The sequence below is a fragment of the Pseudomonas sp. MPB26 genome (assembly GCF_046605355.1).
GTDB classification, from domain to species: Bacteria; Pseudomonadota; Gammaproteobacteria; order Pseudomonadales; family Pseudomonadaceae; genus Aquipseudomonas; species Aquipseudomonas cedrina.
The window spans coordinates 3,747,548-3,765,427 of sequence record NZ_CP176793.1 but is presented as its reverse complement, the minus strand read 5'-3'; the positions used below and the strand labels follow the sequence as shown (position 1 = coordinate 3,765,427).

Annotated in this window: 19 protein-coding genes; all 19 read right to left on the bottom strand. The window is 63.1% G+C overall.

Annotated features, from left to right (window positions below; genetic code table 11):
• Nucleotide 1: 1 nt before the first annotated feature.
• Nucleotides 2-787 (bottom strand): flagellar biosynthetic protein FliR, encoded by a 786-nt coding sequence (gene fliR, locus ACLH0H_RS17510; RefSeq protein WP_076952996.1) that lies wholly within the window; start codon nucleotides 785-787, stop codon nucleotides 2-4.
• Nucleotides 788-791: 4 nt separating this feature from the next.
• Nucleotides 792-1,061 carry a flagellar biosynthesis protein FliQ gene (gene fliQ / locus ACLH0H_RS17505; protein WP_010208761.1) on the bottom strand — a complete coding sequence of 90 codons (270 nt, stop codon included), beginning with the start codon at nucleotides 1,059-1,061 and terminating at the stop codon, nucleotides 792-794.
• Nucleotides 1,062-1,065: 4 nt separating this feature from the next.
• Complete coding sequence (fliP, locus tag ACLH0H_RS17500; protein WP_076952995.1) at nucleotides 1,066-1,809, bottom strand: flagellar type III secretion system pore protein FliP; 744 nt, start codon at nucleotides 1,807-1,809, stop codon at nucleotides 1,066-1,068.
• A complete protein-coding gene (gene fliO, locus ACLH0H_RS17495; protein WP_076952994.1) occupies nucleotides 1,809-2,243 on the bottom strand; it encodes a flagellar biosynthetic protein FliO in 435 nt (144 codons plus the stop codon). The genes fliP and fliO overlap by 1 nt, the downstream gene beginning before the upstream one ends.
• Before the next feature lies 1 nt (nucleotide 2,244).
• Entirely contained in the window at nucleotides 2,245-2,712 is a 468-nt protein-coding gene (fliN, locus tag ACLH0H_RS17490; protein ID WP_169377174.1) for a flagellar motor switch protein FliN, read from the bottom strand.
• A gap of 46 nt (nucleotides 2,713-2,758) precedes the next feature.
• Entirely contained in the window at nucleotides 2,759-3,727 is a 969-nt protein-coding gene (fliM, locus tag ACLH0H_RS17485) for a flagellar motor switch protein FliM (protein WP_076952992.1), read from the bottom strand.
• Between the two features lie 9 nt (nucleotides 3,728-3,736).
• Nucleotides 3,737-4,240, bottom strand: coding sequence for a flagellar basal body-associated protein FliL (gene fliL, locus ACLH0H_RS17480; RefSeq protein WP_411378953.1), 504 nt, complete (start codon nucleotides 4,238-4,240; stop codon nucleotides 3,737-3,739).
• Between the two features lie 370 nt (nucleotides 4,241-4,610).
• Nucleotides 4,611-5,945, bottom strand: coding sequence for a flagellar hook-length control protein FliK (locus ACLH0H_RS17475; protein WP_411378952.1), 1,335 nt, complete (start codon nucleotides 5,943-5,945; stop codon nucleotides 4,611-4,613).
• Between the two features lie 211 nt (nucleotides 5,946-6,156).
• On the bottom strand, nucleotides 6,157-6,501 hold the full coding sequence (locus ACLH0H_RS17470) for an Hpt domain-containing protein (RefSeq protein WP_411378951.1): 345 nt from the start codon (nucleotides 6,499-6,501) through the stop codon (nucleotides 6,157-6,159).
• Between the two features lie 30 nt (nucleotides 6,502-6,531).
• Nucleotides 6,532-8,247 (bottom strand): SpoIIE family protein phosphatase, encoded by a 1,716-nt coding sequence (locus ACLH0H_RS17465; protein ID WP_411378950.1) that lies wholly within the window; start codon nucleotides 8,245-8,247, stop codon nucleotides 6,532-6,534.
• Nucleotides 8,244-8,549, bottom strand: coding sequence for an STAS domain-containing protein (locus tag ACLH0H_RS17460; RefSeq protein WP_411378949.1), 306 nt, complete (start codon nucleotides 8,547-8,549; stop codon nucleotides 8,244-8,246). Before ACLH0H_RS17460 ends, ACLH0H_RS17465 begins: the two co-directional genes overlap by 4 nt.
• Before the next feature lie 581 nt (nucleotides 8,550-9,130).
• On the bottom strand, nucleotides 9,131-9,580 hold the full coding sequence (gene fliJ / locus ACLH0H_RS17455; protein WP_411378948.1) for a flagellar export protein FliJ: 450 nt from the start codon (nucleotides 9,578-9,580) through the stop codon (nucleotides 9,131-9,133).
• A gap of 3 nt (nucleotides 9,581-9,583) precedes the next feature.
• Nucleotides 9,584-10,942: a flagellar protein export ATPase FliI gene (gene fliI, locus ACLH0H_RS17450; RefSeq protein ID WP_411378947.1), complete on the bottom strand. Its 1,359-nt coding sequence runs from the start codon at nucleotides 10,940-10,942 to the stop codon at nucleotides 9,584-9,586.
• Entirely contained in the window at nucleotides 10,932-11,696 is a 765-nt protein-coding gene (fliH, locus tag ACLH0H_RS17445) for a flagellar assembly protein FliH (protein ID WP_411378946.1), read from the bottom strand. Before fliH ends, fliI begins: the two co-directional genes overlap by 11 nt.
• A 10-nt stretch (nucleotides 11,697-11,706) precedes the next feature.
• A complete protein-coding gene (fliG, locus tag ACLH0H_RS17440) occupies nucleotides 11,707-12,723 on the bottom strand; it encodes a flagellar motor switch protein FliG (protein WP_076952983.1) in 1,017 nt (338 codons plus the stop codon).
• Nucleotides 12,716-14,497, bottom strand: a complete 1,782-nt coding sequence (fliF, locus tag ACLH0H_RS17435; RefSeq protein ID WP_411378945.1) for a flagellar basal-body MS-ring/collar protein FliF — start codon at nucleotides 14,495-14,497, stop codon at nucleotides 12,716-12,718. Before fliF ends, fliG begins: the two co-directional genes overlap by 8 nt.
• Nucleotides 14,498-14,513: 16 nt before the next feature.
• Nucleotides 14,514-14,843, bottom strand: coding sequence for a flagellar hook-basal body complex protein FliE (fliE, locus tag ACLH0H_RS17430; RefSeq protein ID WP_411378944.1), 330 nt, complete (start codon nucleotides 14,841-14,843; stop codon nucleotides 14,514-14,516).
• A 335-nt stretch (nucleotides 14,844-15,178) separates the two neighbouring features.
• A complete protein-coding gene (locus ACLH0H_RS17425) occupies nucleotides 15,179-16,555 on the bottom strand; it encodes a sigma-54-dependent transcriptional regulator (RefSeq protein ID WP_411378943.1) in 1,377 nt (458 codons plus the stop codon).
• A gap of 7 nt (nucleotides 16,556-16,562) precedes the next feature.
• Entirely contained in the window at nucleotides 16,563-17,774 is a 1,212-nt protein-coding gene (locus tag ACLH0H_RS17420; protein ID WP_411382430.1) for a sensor histidine kinase, read from the bottom strand.
• Between the last annotated feature and the right edge of the window lie 106 nt (nucleotides 17,775-17,880).

The window sequence follows — 17,880 nt, the reverse complement described above, 5'->3', positions numbered from 1 at the left end:
CTCAGCGCGCCCGTGCCAGATCACGTAAGAACTGCAGGGCGTCAGTCGCCAGCGGTTGATACTGATTGAGAATGTCAGCCAGGCCGACCCAGAAAATCCACATGCCCAACACCAGGGTCAGCGGGAAACCGATGGAAAAGATGTTCAACTGCGGAGCCGCGCGGGTCATCACGCCAAAGGCGATGTTGATCACCAGCAGCGCAGTGATCGCCGGCAGCACCAGCAACAGTGAAGCGCCGAATACCCAGCCCAGGCGCCCGACGATTTCCCAGAAATGGTTGACCACCAGGCCCGACCCCACCGGCAAGGTGGTGAAGCTCTCGGTCATCACCTCGAAGGCCACCAGATGGCCGTTCATGGCCAGGAACAGCAAGGTCACCAGCATGGTCAGGAATTGTCCGATCACCGCCGCCGAGACGCCGTTGGTAGGGTCGACCATCGACGCGAAGCCCATGCCCATCTGGACCGAGATAATTTGCCCGGCGATCACAAAGGCCTGGAAAAACAGCGAAAGGGAAAAGCCCATGAGTGTGCCGATCAGGATCTGCTCGGCAATCAGCAGCAACGCGCTGAGGTCGATGGCATTGACCGGCGGCATCGGCGGCAAACCCGGCACGATCACCACGGTGATCGCCACCGCAAAGTACAGGCGCACCCGCCGGGGTACCAGGGTTGTGCCGAACACCGGCATGGCCATCAACATCGCCGTGACGCGGAACAGCGGCAGGATGAAGGCAGCCACCCACGTGCTGATCTGGGTGTCGGTCAATGCCAGCAAGGACTGCATCGGGTCAGCCGATCAACTGCGGAATACTGCCGTACAACTGCAGGATGTATTCCATGAAGGTCTGCACCAGCCACGGGCCGGCGACGATCAGCGTGACCAGCATCACCAGCAGGCGCGGCAGGAAGCTCAAGGTCTGTTCGTTGATCTGGGTCGCGGCCTGGAACATCGCCACCAACAGGCCCACCAACAGGCTGGGCACCACCAGCACGGCGACCATCACGGTGGTCAACCACAGCGCTTCGCGGAACAGGTCGACCGCTACTTCTGGGGTCATGGCCCTATACTCCGCCGAAACTGCCGGCCAGGGTGCCGATAATCAGCGCCCAGCCGTCCACCAGCACAAACAGCATGATCTTGAACGGCAGCGAGATGATCAGCGGCGAGAGCATCATCATACCCATGGCCATCAGCACGCTCGCCACCACCAGGTCGATGATCAGGAACGGGATAAAGATCATAAAGCCGATCTGGAACGCAGTCTTCAATTCGGACGTGACGAACGCCGGCACCAGGATGGTCAACGGCGCCTGGTCGGGGGTGGCAATGTCGGTCCGCTTGGACAGGCGCATGAACAGCTCGAGGTCGCTGGAGCGGGTCTGCGACAGCATGAAGTCCTTGATCGGCACCTGGGCGCGGTCGATCGCCACCTGGGCGGTGATGGTTTCCGCCAGGTACGGCTGCAGCGCTTGCTGGTTCACCTTGTCGAACACCGGTGCCATGATGAACATAGTCAGGAACAACGCCATGCCGGTAAGAATCTGGTTCGACGGCGTCTGCTGCAGGCCCAGGGCCTGACGCAGGATCGAGAACACGATGATGATCCGCGTGAAGCTGGTCATCAGCATGACAAACGCCGGGATGAAGCTCAGCGCGGTCATGATCAGCAGGATCTGCAGGCTGACCGAATACTCCTGCGCCCCCGCCGCATTGGTGCCCAGGGTGATCGCCGGGATCGACAACGGGTCGGCGCCAAACGCCAGCGGCGCGGCCAGCAACAGCATGAGCGCCAATAAAACGCGCATTACTTCTTATCCTTCTGATCCTTGCCCAGCAACTCCATCAGGCGCTGGGCGAATTCTGGCGTGGCGGCCTTGGTCTCGGCCACGTCCACCGGCGTCTTGAGCACGTGCAACGGGGTGATGCGGCCAGGGGTGATGCCCAGCAGAATCTGCTCCTCGCCCACTTGCACCAACACCAGCCGATCGCGCGGGCCGAGGGCACGGGAGCCGATCATCTCGATCACCTGGCCATTGCCCGCCCCCGCGCTCTGTACGCGGCGCATCAGCCAGGCCAGCGCGAAGATCAAGCCGACCACCAGCAGCAGGCCGAGCACCAGTTGGGTCAATTGTCCGCCGACACTGCCCACGGCAGGCGCGGCGGCAGCCTGAGCCACCGGTTCCGCTGCCCAGGCGTCCAACGGCAGCGCGACAAGAAGTGCCACCAGCAACCGTTTCATATCAGCGCAACTTCTTGATGCGTTCGCTCGGGCTGATCACGTCAGTCAGGCGGATGCCGAACTTTTCGTTGACCACGACGACTTCACCGTGGGCGATCAGCGTGCCGTTGACCAGCACGTCCAGCGGCTCGCCGGCCAGGCGATCGAGCTCGATCACCGAACCCTGGTTCAGTTGCAGCAGGTTGCGGATGTTGATTTCGGTGCTGCCGACTTCCATGGAGATCGACACCGGAATATCAAGGATCACGTCCAGGTTCGGGCCGTCGAGGGTCACCGGGTCGTTGTTCTTCGGCACGCTGCCGAATTCTTCCATGGTCAGGCGGTTGCCGGCCGGCGCGGTGGCAGCGTCGGCGGCCAGCAGCGCGTCGATGTCATCCTGGCCAACATCGCCGGTTTCTTCCAGGGCAGCCGCCCATTCGTCAGCCAGGGCCTGGTCTTCGGCGGAAGTGTTTTCGTGTTCGGTAGCCATTACATGTCCTCGGCGGAGCAAACATTCATAAATTAATTAGGGTGCATCACCGACGGTTGATCGGTTCCACCACTTGCAGCGCCAGGTTGCCCTTGTGGGAACCCAACTTGACCTTGAATGACGGCACGCCGTTGGCGCGCATGATCATTTCTTCCGGCAATTCGACCGGGATGATGTCGCCCGGCTGCATGTGCAAGATATCGCGCAGGCGCAACTGGCGACGGGCAACCGTGGCGCTCAGCGGCACGTCGACATCCAGCAAGTCTTCGCGCAGGGCCTTGACCCAACGTTCGTCCTGGTCGTCCAGGTCGGACTGGAAGCCGGCGTCGAGCATTTCGCGCACCGGCTCGATCATCGAGTACGGCATGGTCACGTGCAGGTCGCCGCCGCCGCCATCGAGTTCGATGTGGAAGGTGGACACCACAATGGCTTCGCTGGGCCCGACGATGTTGGCCATGGCCGGGTTCACTTCCGAGTTGATGTACTCGAAACTGACTTCCATGATCGCCTGCCAGGCTTCCTTCAAGTCGATGAAGGCTTGCTCCAGCACCATGCGCACCACCCGCAGCTCGGTGGGGGTGAATTCGCGGCCTTCGATCTTGGCGTGACGACCGTCGCCGCCGAAGAAGTTGTCCACCAGCTTGAACACCAGCTTGGCGTCGAGGATGAACAACGCGGTGCCGCGCAGCGGCTTGATCTTGACCAGGTTGAGGCTGGTGGGCACATACAGCGAGTGCACGTACTCGCCGAACTTCATCACCTGTACGCCGCCCACCGCCACGTCCGCCGAACGGCGCAGCATGTTGAACATGCTGATGCGGGTGTAGCGGGCGAAGCGCTCGTTGATCATTTCCAGGGTCGGCATGCGTCCGCGGACGATGCGATCCTGGCTGGTCAGGTCGTAACTTTTGACGCTGCCGGGCTCGGCAGCCGTTTCGGTCTGTACCAGACCGTCGTCGACGCCATGCAACAGCGCGTCGATTTCATCCTGGGACAGCAGGTCTTGCACGGCCATGTCGTGATCCTACTGCAATACGAAGTTAGTGAAGAGCGCCTGCTCGACCACGACTTTGCCGAGTTCCTTCTGGGCCACTTCCTGCACGCTGGCGGTAACCTTTTGACGCAGCATTTCCTGGCCCACCGGCGTGGCGAGTGTGTCGAAGCCCTGGCTTGAGAACACCATCACCAGATTGTTGCGGATCACTGGCATATGCACCTTGAGGGCATCCAGGTCCGACTGGTTACGCGCCAGCAAGGTGATACTCACCTGCAGGTAGCGTTGACGGCCGTTCTGATTGAAGTTGGCGACAAACGCCGGAAGCATCGGCTCGAAGATTGCCGGTTGCTTGACGTTAGTGGCGGTTTCGGCGGCGGGCGCCGGTTTGGCGGCGCTGCTGTGCATGATGTACCAAGTGCCGCCCACCGAGGCGCCGATGGCCAGGAGCAGGCCCACGACTATCATCAGGATAAGCTTGAGCTTGCCTTTGCCCGCGGGTGGTTTTGCTGCTGCGTCGTCGCTCTTCGCCATGCCAATAATCCGTCACTATTCGGGGATTCATAGATCTACGGGAAGGCAAGAGCAAGTGTTATGCCAGAGTTGTCTGGGGGATCTGCAAGAGGACCACGAAATCCGCCACGCAACAGAACTCCTGTGGGAGCGGGCTTGCTCGCGAAAGCGGTGTGTAGTGAGCGGGCTTGTCGAATCGTCGCACCGCCCGCGCTGGGTGGCGAAGCCGCCCCAAACCAGGCGACTCGGTTCTACCTGGAGGTCGGCGGTGTCTTTATTGGGGCCGCTTCGCAGCCCAGCGCGGGCGGTGCGACGATTCGACAAGCCCGCTCACTACAAGCAGCTTTCGCGAGCAAGCCCGCTCCCACATTTGGACCGTGCAAAATTCAAATCAGGCGTAGTAGTCGACGGCGCTGGAGCCGACCACGGTGGAGGTCACCGGCGTTACCGCTTCGGCCACATCGATGGCGTTGCCGCTGTCGCCGTTATCGCCACCCCGCCCGCCGCTGCCACTCACGCCCCGGGTCTGGGCCTGTTGTTGCTGCTGTTCCTGGCCACGGGACTGGTCGGACACATTCACGTCCACTTGCCCCATGCCCTGCTGGGCAAACATTTCGCGCAAGCGGCCGGACTGGCTTTCCAGGGCTTCACGCACCACCGGGTGCGCACTCATGAAGTTGACCTGGGCCTGCTGGTCGGCGGTCATGTTGACCTTGATGTCCAGGCGGCCGAGCTCAGCCGGTTGCAGCTGGATCTCCGCCGACTTGAGGTTGGCGCTGGAGAGGTACATCACGCGATTGACGATCTCGTCGGTCCAGCCGCTCTGGTGCATGGCCAACGGTGCGTTGGCTACCGGCGGCAAGGCATTGGCGGTTTTCGGGGTGGCGGCCTGGGTCAACGCAGCCAGGCGATTGGCGAAGTCGTCGACACGGGTGTCGCTGCTGGCGCTCTTCAGATCCTTGAGGCCCTCTTCGATCAGCCCGCTGAAGGCTTTGTCGCCGCCTTCGGTGCTGTCCTTGGTGGCTTGCTGGTCGACCATGGTGGCCATGCCGGCCGCGAAATTCTGCGCGGCAGTCGGTTGATCCAGAGTCGACGGCGGCGCGGTTTTCGCTGTTGCCTGGCTGCTGGCCGACACGTGCCCACCCTGCTCCATCGCCAGGCGTACAGCCGGCATGGCGTCCAGAGGATCGGCTTGCGGATCGAAAGTCGGCTTGGCCGGCTCGGTCGCTGTGATCGGCGCTGCCACCACCGGCAGGGCCTGGTCATCCGTGGCGGCGACGGGCACCGGAGTCTCCACCGGAACCGACACGGCCACCGGAGTGACTGTGGCGATCAGCGCCGGGTCGACTACCGGGTCAACCGGGGGCAGTTGTACCAGGCTGCGGTCGACAGCTGCGTCGTCATCGCTGCTGGCACTGTCATCAGCCTTGGCCGGCGGGCTGGCAGGCAAGGTATTGCCGCTATCGGCAACCGCTGGCGTACCGGCGGCAGGCTTGTCGCTGCCCGCCACAGGCTTGGCGCTGGCGTCGGCCGGCTTGTCCCGCGTGGGTTTGGCCGCGTTGTCGTCGGTCTTGGCGGCGGGCTTGGGCCCCTGGCTGGCAAACACTTGAGCGAAGCCAGGGCCCTTGTCCCGTGGGTCCGCAGCCGCTGCCGGCGGGTTGGCGGCGGGTGCTTGAGGCTTGGCCGCAGGGGCAGCCTGAAGGAGCGAATTCGGGGCGACTGGCATAAGTAAAGGTCTCCACTGCATGGGGATCGGGGATGCAGTACGAAGACATATAGCAAGAGTCGGGCCAGGTTGATCGTTCCCATGCTCTGCGTGGGAATGCTGCCCCGGACGCTCCGCGTCCAGCGGCGGTTAAATGCCTCAAGTCTTGCGCAAGGTGACGCGGAGCGTCACGGGATGCATTCCCACGCGGAGCGTAGGAACGATCATTGGCTCAGAGCCGAAACCGCAGGCGCTCCGACTCATATAGCGGTCTGACGAAGGCAAACTCCTGATCAATCTGGTCCACCAACGCCCCCAGGTCCGCCGTGGCGCCGGCGGACTCCGCTTCAAGCCGCTGACACAATTGCTCCAGCCGCACCGCCCCGAGGTTTCCACTGCTGCCCTTGAAGCTATGCGCGATCCGCCCCAACGCCTTGGCGTCATCCCGCGCCTTGCGCAGGGCCTCAACGCGCTTCTGGGAATCATCAAGAAAGGTCTCGAGCAGCTTGGGATACTCGCTTTCCATGACTTCCTGCAAATCCGACAACACCGCCGGGTCCAGATGTATATCAACCACTTGTTCGCTCCTTGATCAAGAATCGGCGGATTATGCCAGAGCCTCCCAGGAAAATTCCACGCAGACACGACGCCCGCCCTCGGACCAGCGTACCGCGCTGCACAGCTCGCGCACCAGGCTCAGGCCCCGGCCAGACAGGCGGTCGATGTCCAGCGGCCGCGCCAGTACGTGCTCCACGTCAAAGCCCGGCCCGCTGTCTTCGACACACAGGCTCAGGCGACCGCCAGCCTCCGTGGGCAGCACCTGCACCTGCACGCGCACGTGGCCACTGCTCAATTGCGCCAGGCGCTCATTGCGCTGGCGATAGTACTCGGCGAACCCCTGGGCATCGCGCTTGAGCCGCGAATCCAGGCCCAGCACGCCATGTTCCAGCGCATTCGAATACAGCTCGGCCATCACGCTGTAGAGCGCCCCGCTCTGCTCGCGCAACCCGTGGATCTCCAGCAGCAGTTGCAGCAGATACGGCAACGGGTTGTAGCGTTTCAAGGTCTCGGCACGAAACTCGAAGTTCGCCGTCCAGTTCAGCGGGCACGACTGGCCACTGTCGGCGTACAACGGCCCGGCCGCGCGAAGCGACTGGCCGCCTTGCAAGGTGATTTCCACCATGCTCACGTCATCGCGCGCCTCACCTCGAAACGCCGCCAGGGCCTGCTCGATCTCGTCAAATAACCGATCAGGCTCGCGATTGGCGGCGAACACCTGCTGCAAGCGCTCTGCGCCAAACAGTTGATCATCAGGGCCGGCGGTGTCCAGCACGCCATCGGAGAGCAGGAACACCCGGTCGCCCAGGGCCATGGGCCAGACTTCGGTGCGATCATCAAAGGCCTCGGCCGACAGCACGCCCAGGGGCAAATGCCGCGATTCCAGCGGCGTGCGCTTGCCGCTGGCGATTTCATGCACGTAGCCTTCCGGCATGCCGCCGTTCCACACCTCCACCACGCGCCGCTGCGTGCTCAGGCACAACAGCGTGGCGCAGCAGAACATGTCCACGGGCAGGATGCGCTTGAGCTTGGCGTTCATCTCGCGCAGGGTCTGCGCCAGGCCGTAGCCCTTGGCAGTCATGCCGTAGAAGACTTCTGCCAGGGGCATGGCGCCCACTGCGGCCGGCAGGCCGTGGCCGGTGAAATCACCGAGCAGCACGTGCATGTCACCGGAAGGCGTGTAGGCCGCCAACAGCAAGTCGCCGTTGAACAGCGCATAGGGCGATTGCAGGTAGCGGATGTTCGGCGCGGCATTGATGCAGCCCGAATGCGCGACCTTGTCGAACACCGCCTTGGCCACCCGCTGCTCGTGCAGCAGGTAGTCGTGATGCTTGGCGATCAGGTCACGCTGCTCCAGGACCGTGGCCTGCAACCGACGCAAGCGGTCCATGGCATTGATCTTGGCCGCCAGGATCAGCGGGTTGTAGGGCTTGGGCAAAAAGTCATCGCCGCCGGCATCCAGGCACTCGGCCAGGTCGGCGCTTTCGCGCAACGAGGTGAGGAAAATGATAGGAACCAGCGCTTCACCGGCCAGTTGCTTGATCCATCGCGCGGCGGCGAAGCCATCCATCACCGGCATCAAGGCATCCATCAACACAAGCTGCGGACGCTCGCGGGCGAATACCTCAACGGCTTGCTCGCCGTTGGTGGCAGTGAGTACCTGATGGCCCTGGCGGCGCACGATGGTCGACAGCAGCAGCAGGTCGGCGGCGCTGTCTTCGGCGATCAGGATCGTCAGCGTCTCGAGGGGGGCCAGGACGCTCAATTGATGTCAAACAGCTTGTCGAAGTTGGAGATTGCCAGGATCTTGCGCACGTCGACGTTGCAGTTGATCACGCTGACATCCGGCTCATCGCCACCGGCGTGGTCCCTCAGCAACAGGAGCATGCCCAAGGCCGAACTGTCGATGTAGGTGGTTTCCTTCAAGTCGACGACATAGGCTTCAGGCACCTTATAGAACCGCTCGTAGGCTTCACGAAAGGCCTGGTGGCTACCGAAATCGAACCGGCCCTTGATGGCGATCGTCAACTTCTTCCCGTCCAGGGAGACTTCTGACTCGATTGACATGCGACTGCTTCCTTGTCATTGGCGATGAAGGAAGGTTTAGCAGGTGAACTGAATGTGGGCAACACGACGAAGCAAATGTGGGAGCTGGCTTGCCTGCGATTGCGCTGGGTATCTACACAACTTTCAGAGGCTGACTTCACCCCCTGTGGGAGCTGTCGAGCTTTAGCGAGGCTGCGAAAGCGGTGGGTCAGGCGAAAAAAATGCCAGCAGTGCCGCCGCCTTCGCAGCCTCGCTGGGGCTCGACAGCTCCCACATTTTGAACCGAGTTCGACATCAATATCGGTCGGCTCTAAGGCCGCCGCGCTTTGTTTTTGATCTTGATCTGGGGCGCCCCGTCAACCACGCTGGCCGTAATTCGATATTGATTTGGGGGGTAAACCGGCAGGACGCCGGTTTAGCCGCCCCGCGCCATGGATGGCGCGTGGCGGCGGCCCCCCAAATCCCGTAGGCCGCCCTCGCCACACACCGTCGAAAGTTGTGTAGATACCTATGCTGCGATTGCGGTGGGTCAGCTTGCTCATCTGGCACTGAGACATCGCTATCGCAGGCAAGCCAGCTCCCACATTTGACGGAGCCGGCAGTTAGAATTGGGACTGGCGTGGCAGCCGTTGTGACAGCTCGTCCAGCAGTTTTTGCTCGCGCTTGTCTTCCAGCGCCCTGGCTTCGTCGATATAGCGCTGCACCAGCTTGCGCAGGCCCTCGACACGGGCGAACGCCTGCTGCCAGCTTTCGCGGGCTTTATCCAGGTTGTTCTGGTGCCATGCCAGGCTCTGGCGTTGCTGGCCGACGGCCGTTTCGAGCTGGTTGAGAAAGCCCTGGTAACCCATCAGCCATTGGCCCGATACGCCTTTGGTGCCACGGTCGATCCATTGCTGCTGGTACTCACTGCGAAAACGCTCCAGGTCGCCCAGCTTGCTTTCGGCCAGGCGCACCTGGCCCTGGAAGTAGCCCAGGCGTTGCACGGCGGTTTTCTCGGCCTTCTCGGCCATGTCCACCACCGGAGCCAGGCGCGCGGCGCGGCTGTTGGCCATGGCTTAGCCGCCCGGCGCGGGCGCGAAGATCGACTGCAGGTGCGCTTCGCTTTCGCCCATGCTGATCTTGTCGTTGAGGCCCTGGCGCAGGTAGGTCACCAACTGCGGCTGCAGGGCGATGGCCAGGTCGGTCTCGCGATCACCACCGGCCACATAGGCGCCGACGCTGATCAAATCACGGCTCTGCTGGTAGCGCGACCACAGTTGCTTGAATTGTTGCGCACGGGCCATGTGCTCCGGGGTGACCACCGCAGGCATCACCCGGCTGATCGACGCTTCGATGTCGATGGCCGGGTAATGCCCTTCCTCGGCCAGCCGCCGCGAGAGCACGATGTGGCCGTCGAGCACGCCCCGCGCCGAGTCGGCAATCGGGTCCTGCTGGTCATCGCCTTCGGACAGCACGGTGTAGAACGCGGTGATCGAGCCACCGCCGGCCTCGGCGTTACCGGCGCGCTCCACCAGCTTGGGCAGTTTGGCGAACACCGACGGCGGATAACCCTTGGTCGCCGGCGGCTCGCCAATGGCCAGGGCGATTTCCCGCTGGGCCTGGGCAAAACGCGTGAGCGAGTCCATCAGCAACAGGACGTTCTTGCCCTTGTCGCGAAAATATTCGGCGATGCGCGTGCAGTACATGGCGGCGCGCAGGCGCATCAGCGGTGCATCGTCCGCCGGCGAGGCGACCACGACCGAGCGCTTGAGGCCTTCTTCGCCAAGGCTGTGCTCGATGAACTCCTTCACCTCGCGGCCCCGCTCGCCGATCAGCCCCACCACAATGATGTCGGCCTCGGTAAAGCGCGTCATCATGCCCAGCAACACCGACTTGCCCACGCCGGTACCGGCGAACAGGCCCAGACGCTGGCCGCGGCCGACCGTCAATAAACCGTTGATGCTGCGAATGCCCACATCGAGCGGCTGGCTGATGGGGTTGCGGTTGAGGGGGTTGATGGTGGGGCCGTCCATCGGTACCCAATCTTCGGCCTTCATGCCGCCCTTGCCGTCCAGCGGGCGGCCGGCGCCGTCGAGCACGCGGCCGAGCATGCTCATGCCCATCGGCAGGCGACCAGTGTCGGCCAACGGCACCACGCGGGCGCCGGGCGCGATACCGGCGATACTGCCCACCGGCATCAGGAAAATCTTGTTGCCGGAAAAGCCCATCACTTCGGCTTCGACCTGCACCGGGTGGTAACTGTCGTCGTTGATCACCATGCAGCGGCTGCCCATGGCGGCGCGCAGGCCCTCCGCTTCGAGGGTCAGGCCGACCATGCGCAACAGGCGCCCTTCGAGGATCGGTTGGCCGGGCAACTGCGTGGCGTCGGTGTAACCGCTCAAGCGCCTGGCGAAGCTGGTGCGATCAAGGCGCATCGGGGGCGTCCAGGTCCAGGCTCAGATCGGGCTCGGCCGGGTTCAATACCTGCTCGTGGGCCTGGTCCAGCAGCTTGGCCATGATCTGGCTGATGCGGGTTTCCACCGTCGCGTCGATGCGGCTGTGCTCGGTCTCGACGCGGCAGCCGCCCGGCTGCAAGGCGGCGTCTTCGACGATGCGCCAGGTTTCTTCATGGCGCTCGCGCAGGGCCTTGACCTGTTCGAAGTCCTGCGGGTTGATGTACAGCCGCACATTACCGACGCCCAGGGGCAGCAGCTTGAGGGCTTCGCGCATGACGCTTTCGATCTGGCTGGAGTCGAGCACCAGCTCACGCTGGATCACCTGGCGAGCGATGTGCTGCACCAGGCCGACCATGGCTTTTTCGATCTGGGAATCCTGCTCGGCGATGGGGTCGAACAGGCCGCCCATCAAGCGCTCAAGGCTGGCCAGCTTGACGCTCAGCGCCGCCTCGGCTTCCTGGCGCACCTTGAGGGTGGTGCTGCGAAAACCGTCTTTCTCACCGGCGGCGAAACCTTCGTTGTAGGCCTCCTGGCGGATGCTTTCCAACTCTTCCAGGGTCAGTGGCTGGACTTCGTCCAGCGGCACTTCTTCCATTTCCACCGGCGGCTCGATCACCGGTTCCGGCTCGGGCTGCGGCACATGCGGATCGAAGCTGGGCAACGACCAGATGTCAAACCCACCGACATCCCGTGCGCGAATCAAGTCGCTGGGTGCCTCATCTTTGCTCGACATCACAGGCGCCTTAAATCATTTCTTCGCCGCCCTTCCCACCGAGAACGATTTCTCCGGCTTCGGCCATACGGCGGGCAATGGTGAGGATTTCCTTCTGTGCGGTTTCCACGTCGCTGACGCGCACCGGGCCCTTGGCCTCGAGGTCGTCGCGCAACAGTTCCGAGGCACGCTTGGACATGTTCTTGAAGATCTTTTCCTTGACGCCTTCGTCCGAGCCCTTGAGGGCCAGCACCAGCACGTCGGAGGACACTTCGCGCAGCAGCGCCTGGATGCCACGGTCGTCGACATCGGAGAGGTTGTTGAACACGAACATGAGGTCTTCGATCTGGCCGGACAGGGTGTCGTCGATCTCGCGGATCGAGTCCATCAACTGGCCTTCGACCGAGCTGTCGAGGAAGTTCATGATGTCGGCCGCACGCTTGATACCGCCCAAGGTGGTACGCGAGGCGTTCGAGTTGCCGGAGAACTGCTTCTCCAGGATGGTGTTCAATTCTTTCAAGGCCGCTGGCTGCACAGTGTTCAGCGACGACACGCGCAGGATGATGTCCAGGCGCACTTTATGGTCGAAGTGGCCCAGCACCTCACCGGCCTGGTCCGGGTCCAGATACGCCACCACGATCGCCTGGATCTGCGGGTGCTCGTAGCGGATCACGTCGGCGACCGCGCGCGGCTCCATCCATTTCAGGCTGTCGAGGCCGCTGGTGTTGCCACCGAGCAGGATGCGGTCGATCAGGCCGTTGGCCTTGTCTTCGCCCAGCGCCGAGGTGAGCATCTTGCGGATGTAACTGTCGGAGCCGACGCCCAGACTGGTCTGGTCGCCGACGATCTCGACGAACTCGCTCATCACCTGCTCGACTTGCTCGCGGTGCACATTGCGCATTTGCGCCATGGCCACGCCGACGCGCTGGACCTCTTTGGGCCCCATGTGACGCAGCACTTGGGCGGCATCGGTTTCGCCCAGCGACAGCAGCAACACGGCGGCTTTGTCGACCTTGGAGAGCTTGGCAACAGCGGCTCGATCACTCATCTGCGTTAATCCACTCTTTCACGACCTGGGCCACACGGCCCGGGTCTTCTGCTACCAGACTCTTGATTGCGTTCAACTGAGCGTCATAGCCTTCGCTCGGGCTCGGCAACAGGATGCTTTGCGGGCCGCCGAGGCTGACGCGGTCGTTGGCCAGTTCGCCGTCCAGGCCGCCCATACCGCCCAACTCGACGTCGCTGCCACCAAAGGCCGCCAGTTGTTTGTTCTTGCCATTGCCGGTGATGTTGTTGAGCACCGGGCGCAGCACGCCGAACACCAGTACCAGGATGAACAACACCCCCAGCACTTGTTTGACGATGTCCCAGAACCATGGCTGCGTGTAGAACGCGGCTTCGGCGATGACTTCGCCACGCTCGGCGGAGAACGGCATGTTGATCACGCTGACGCTGTCGCCACGGCTGGCGTCAAAACCGACGGCGTCCTGCACCAGGCGGGTGAAGCGCGCCAATTCGTCGGCGCTCCACGGCGCACGGGTGACCGCGCCGTCAGCGGCATTGACCTTGACCTGGTCATCGACCACTACCGACACCGACAGGCGATTGACGCGGCCTTGCTGCTGCTTGACGTGGCTGATGGAACGGTCGAGCTCGAAGTTCTTGGTGGACTGGTTACGCTTGTCCGCCGGGTACGGTGCGAGCATCGGCTGGCCGGTGGCCGGGTCCATGATCTGCTGGCCGTTGGCGTCCAGCAAAGGCTGGCCCGCAGCAATCGCGCCGGCGGCCGCCGCGGCGCCACCGGTGGTTTGCGGGGCTGACGCTGGCGCCGGCGGCTGGTTGCTCAGGGCACCCGGCACACCTTGCGGGCCATTGCTGGCGGTGCGTTGTTCGCTGGTGGACTGCTCGCTGCGCAGCGCCGGCTGGTCCGGGTTGAACTGCTCGGACGTCGACTCGACGGCGCTGAAGTCCACATCGGCGGACACCTCAGCCTTGTAGCGGTCGTTGCCCAATACCGGTTGCAGGATGTTGTGCACACGCTGGGTGAGCATGCTTTCCATGCGGCGGCTGTAATCGAACTGCTTGCCGGCCTGGGTCAATGCCGAGTTTTCCGCCATGTCGGACAGCAGGTTGCCCTTCTGGTCGACCACGGTGATCTGCGACTTGCTCAATTCAGGCACGCTGGTGGCGACCAGGTTGATGATCGCCAGTACCTGGCCAGGCTCCAGGGAGCGACCGGAGAACAGTTCCACCAGGACCGAGGCGCTGGGCTTGCGCTCGTCGCGCACGAACACCGAGCTTTTCGGAATGGCCAGGTGCACGCGGGCACCCTTGACGTTATTCAAGCTGGAGATAGTGCGGGCCAGTTCGCCTTCCAGGCCACGACGGTAACGGGTGGCTTCCATGAACTGGCTGGTACCCAGGCCCTGGTCCTTGTCGAGGATCTCAAAACCGATGTTGGCGTCGGACGGGGTCACGCCGGCGGCCGCAAGCTTCATACGCGCACGGGCCACGTCATCGGCCTTGACCAGCAGGGCGCCGGAGTTGGGCTCCACGGTGTAGGCGATGTCGGCGGCGGCGAGGGTTTCCATGATCTGCTTGGAATCCATGCCCGCCAGGCTGCCGTACAGCGGCCGGTAATCGGGTTGCTGCGACCACAACACCACGGCAAAACCAATCGCCACGCTGGCAGCCAGGCCAACCATCAGGCCCACCTGACGCAACATGGTCATTTCCGAGAGGTTTTCCAGGAACGACAGGCCAAACAGCGGCGGCTTGCCGTCTGCCTTGGCGGGTACGTTGTCCACGACTGCTTCTGCCATGACTTAAATCTCGTCCTTAAACCGGCATCTGCATGATGTCTTGATAGGCCTGCACCAGCTTGTTACGCACCTGGGTCAAGGCCTGAAAGGACACGCTGGCTTTTTGCGAGGCGACCATCACGTCGGTGAGGTCCACGCCGCTCTTACCGATCTCGAACGCGTTGGCCAACTGGCTGGACGCTTGTTGGGTGTCACTGACTTTATTGATGGCCGAACCGAGCATGTCGGCAAAACTGCTCTGGCCCAGTTGCGGCACCTGCGCGACGGATTTCGACTGAGCCATGGCATCCATTTGCATGGAGCGCATATCCAACATCAACCGATTGAACTCAATACCTTGGCTCATGACCTTCTCTCTCCGACAACCCGCAAATTTTTGACACTACGCAACGATTACTAAGGGAGGTAGCAACAAGGGTGCCAGCTCTGGTTCAGCTCGTAAGAAAAGGCGACAAACCTTGTCGGCCCGGTTACCGGCACACCGCTAAAGAATCGCCCTGTAGTGAGCGGGCTTGTCGAATCGTCGCACCGCCCGCGCTGGGTGGCGAAGCCGCCCCAACCCAGGCGACCTTGTTCTATCTGGAACTCTGCGGTGTCTTTATTGGGGCGGCTTCGCCACCCAGCGCGGGGCAAGCCCGCTCACTACAAGATGTGTAGGGAGCTATGGCTATAGGGGTGAAGTCAGGTGGCGAACAGATACGCTTCCACATCCATCCCGGCGTCACGCATCTGCGCCAGCTTGTAGCGCAAGGTGCGCGGGCTGATGCCCAGGCGTTCGGCGGCCTCTTTGCGGCGGCCGCGCTCGGCGCGCAGGGTGTCGATGATCATCTGGAATTCGCGGCGACGCAGGTCGTCGCCCAGGGCACCGGCGGACTCCGCCTCCGCCACCAGCGGCGCGGGCGCAAGCGTTGGCAAGAGCGCCGCGCCGCTGCCCATGGCCAGGCAGAAGTCCTGGGGTTGGATCAGGCCGCCCTGTTGCAGAATCAATGCGCGCTGGATCGCGTTGTCCAGCTCGCGCACATTGCCTGGCCACGGATAGGCGATCAGGCAGGCCTGGGCCTCGGCGGACAGGCGCGCCTGGGCGTGCTTCATTTTTTTGACGTGGTTGTTCAGCAGGCGCTCGGCCAGCGGAATGATGTCCGCCGGGCGCTCGCGCAACGGGCGCCAGGCCAGGGGGAACACCGACAGCCGGTAGAACAGGTCTTCACGAAAGCGCCCCGCCGCCACTTCGCCCGCCAGGTCGCGGTTGGTGGTGGCGACCACGCGAATATCCAGCTGGATCGGCTTGCGCGCGCCGACACGCTCCACTTCGCGCTCCTGCAATACGCGCAGCAACTTGGCTTGCAGGCCCAGGGGCATTTCCGAAATTTCATCGAGCAGAATGGTGCCACCGTCGGCCTGTTCGAACTTGCCCGCCTGGGCCGCGATGGCGCCGGTGAACGAGCCTTTTTCATGGCCGAACAACGTGGCTTCGAGCATGTTGTCGGGGATCGCCGCACAGTTGATCGCGATGAACGGCTGTTTGGCGCGGGTCGATTGCTGGTGAATGTAACGCGCCAGCACCTCCTTGCCGGTGCCCGACTCGCCGGAGATCAACACGGTGGAATCGCTGCGCGCCACGCGGGCCGCCAGCTCCAGCAATTGTGCGCTGGCCGGCTCGAAGGCAATCGGGCCCTCGCCTTCAGTGGCTGGTATCACGCCCAGGGCATGCCGCGCGACCAGCTCGATCAGCGCCTTGGGCTCGAACGGTTTGACCAGATAATCCGCCGCGCCTTGGCGCATCGCGTCGACCGCGCGCTCCACGGCGCCATGGGCGGTCATCAGCAACACCGGCAACTGCGGCTGGCGCGCGCGCAGCAGGCCGAGCAACTGGTGGCCATCCATGCCGGGCATGTTCACGTCGCTGACCACCAGGCTGAAGGACTCCTGCTCCACCGCCTCCAAGGCGTCCTCGGCAGAACCGACCGCCCGGTAGTCATGGCCCGCCAACAGCAGCGTGTCAGCCAATGCTTCACGCAGGGCGCGATCGTCTTCCACCAACAGAACCTTGATAGCCATATCCTCTTTACTCCGTGCTTGCCGCGCATGAAAACAGCGGCAAGGTCATCAATGCACAGGTGCCACGCCCCAGGCGCGAATGCAGCTGCAATTCTCCCTGATGCGCACGTGCCACGGCCTTGACCACGGTCAGGCCCAGGCCGGTGCCGTTGGTCTTGGTGGTAAAAAACGGCTCGCCCAAGCGGCGCAGCACGGCCGGCTCGATACCGCTGCCGCTGTCGCTGATGCACAAGCGCAGGGTTTGCCCGCGGTTGTACAGGTGCACCTTGAGCCGCGCGCCGGTGCCGCTGGCCTGGGTGGCGTTTTCGATCAGGTTGAGCAGTGAACCTACCAGCGTGTCGCGGTTGCACAGCAGCTCACCGAAGTGGCTGTCGCACTGCCAGCGCACCTGGGCCTCTTGAATATGGGTGGCGGCCGCCGCTTGCAGGGCCTGCATCAGCTCGGCCGGCGTGATGCGCTCGGTCAGCGGCAATTCGCCACGGGCGAACACCAGCATGTCGCGCACCTGGTGCTCCAGCTCATGCAGGCGCTCCTTGAGGCGACCGGCAAAGCGCTGGTGAGTGGCGGCGGGCAGTTGCTCGTCAGTCAAATGACTGGCGTAGATCAACGCGGCCGACAGTGGCGTGCGGATCTGATGCGCCAGGGAAGCGACCATGCGCCCCAGCGACGACAAACGCTCGTGGCGCGCCAGTTGGTCTTGCAAGTGTCGGGTTTCAGTCAGGTCGTTGAGCAGCACCAACTGGCCCGGCTCCGCATCCAGGGAACGGGTGGCGATGGACAAGCGGCGGCCGTCCTTCAGGGAAATTTCGTGGCCATCGTCTTCACGCGGCGCAAAGCAGCGGGTGATCACATGGCGCCAGAGCTGCCCCTCCAGCGGCAGGCCGAGCATGTCGCAGGCGGCCGGGTTGGCTTCGCGTACGCGGCCCTCTTCATCGATGACGATCACGCCGCCCGGCAACAGCGAGAGCAGGTTTTGCAGGCGGTTGGCCAGGCGTTCCTTCTCGGCCAGTTCCTGCATGCGCTGGGCGCTGACCACGGCCAGCTCACCCTTGAGCTCGGAAACCCGGGCTTCGAGCAGGCTGTAGGAGTCGGTCAGTTGGCTCGACATCTGGCTGAACTGCGAGAACGCGTGTTCAAGCCCCTGGCGGGCCAGCGGCTCTACAGACGGAATGAGCCCCTGGATGGCGGGGGTCGAAGCTACTTGGGCGGCGTGGGGCATCATGCTCTCTCGCTTGGCTGACCGTCAGTTAAACGGAACGTTGCGAGGGCTGTAGCAATACCCGTGCCGAAAAAAAACCACTGAGATTTCAGTGGTTTAAAAAACA

Excerpts from the sequence above, each read along its gene's own strand:
- fliF (WP_411378945.1), bottom strand. The coding sequence starts at position 14,497 with ATGGCAGAAGCAGTCGTGGACAACGTACCCGCCAAGGCAGACGGCAAG.
- ACLH0H_RS17460 (WP_411378949.1), bottom strand. The coding sequence starts at position 8,549 with ATGTCAATCGAGTCAGAAGTCTCCCTGGACGGGAAGAAGTTGACGATC.
- ACLH0H_RS17420 (WP_411382430.1), bottom strand. The coding sequence starts at position 17,774 with ATGCCCCACGCCGCCCAAGTAGCTTCGACCCCCGCCATCCAGGGGCTC.
- fliN (WP_169377174.1), bottom strand. The coding sequence starts at position 2,712 with ATGGCTACCGAACACGAAAACACTTCCGCCGAAGACCAGGCCCTGGCT.
- fliJ (WP_411378948.1), bottom strand. The coding sequence starts at position 9,580 with ATGGCCAACAGCCGCGCCGCGCGCCTGGCTCCGGTGGTGGACATGGCC.
- fliL (WP_411378953.1), bottom strand. The coding sequence starts at position 4,240 with ATGGCGAAGAGCGACGACGCAGCAGCAAAACCACCCGCGGGCAAAGGC.
- ACLH0H_RS17475 (WP_411378952.1), bottom strand. The coding sequence starts at position 5,945 with ATGCCAGTCGCCCCGAATTCGCTCCTTCAGGCTGCCCCTGCGGCCAAG.
- fliI (WP_411378947.1), bottom strand. The coding sequence starts at position 10,942 with ATGCGCCTTGATCGCACCAGCTTCGCCAGGCGCTTGAGCGGTTACACC.
- fliH (WP_411378946.1), bottom strand. The coding sequence starts at position 11,696 with ATGTCGAGCAAAGATGAGGCACCCAGCGACTTGATTCGCGCACGGGAT.
- fliR (WP_076952996.1), bottom strand. The coding sequence starts at position 787 with ATGCAGTCCTTGCTGGCATTGACCGACACCCAGATCAGCACGTGGGTG.
- fliE (WP_411378944.1), bottom strand. The coding sequence starts at position 14,843 with ATGAGCCAAGGTATTGAGTTCAATCGGTTGATGTTGGATATGCGCTCC.
- fliQ (WP_010208761.1), bottom strand. The coding sequence starts at position 1,061 with ATGACCCCAGAAGTAGCGGTCGACCTGTTCCGCGAAGCGCTGTGGTTG.
- fliP (WP_076952995.1), bottom strand. The coding sequence starts at position 1,809 with ATGCGCGTTTTATTGGCGCTCATGCTGTTGCTGGCCGCGCCGCTGGCG.
- fliM (WP_076952992.1), bottom strand. The coding sequence starts at position 3,727 with ATGGCCGTGCAAGACCTGCTGTCCCAGGATGAAATCGACGCGCTGTTG.
- fliO (WP_076952994.1), bottom strand. The coding sequence starts at position 2,243 with ATGAAACGGTTGCTGGTGGCACTTCTTGTCGCGCTGCCGTTGGACGCC.
- ACLH0H_RS17425 (WP_411378943.1), bottom strand. The coding sequence starts at position 16,555 with ATGGCTATCAAGGTTCTGTTGGTGGAAGACGATCGCGCCCTGCGTGAA.
- fliG (WP_076952983.1), bottom strand. The coding sequence starts at position 12,723 with ATGAGTGATCGAGCCGCTGTTGCCAAGCTCTCCAAGGTCGACAAAGCC.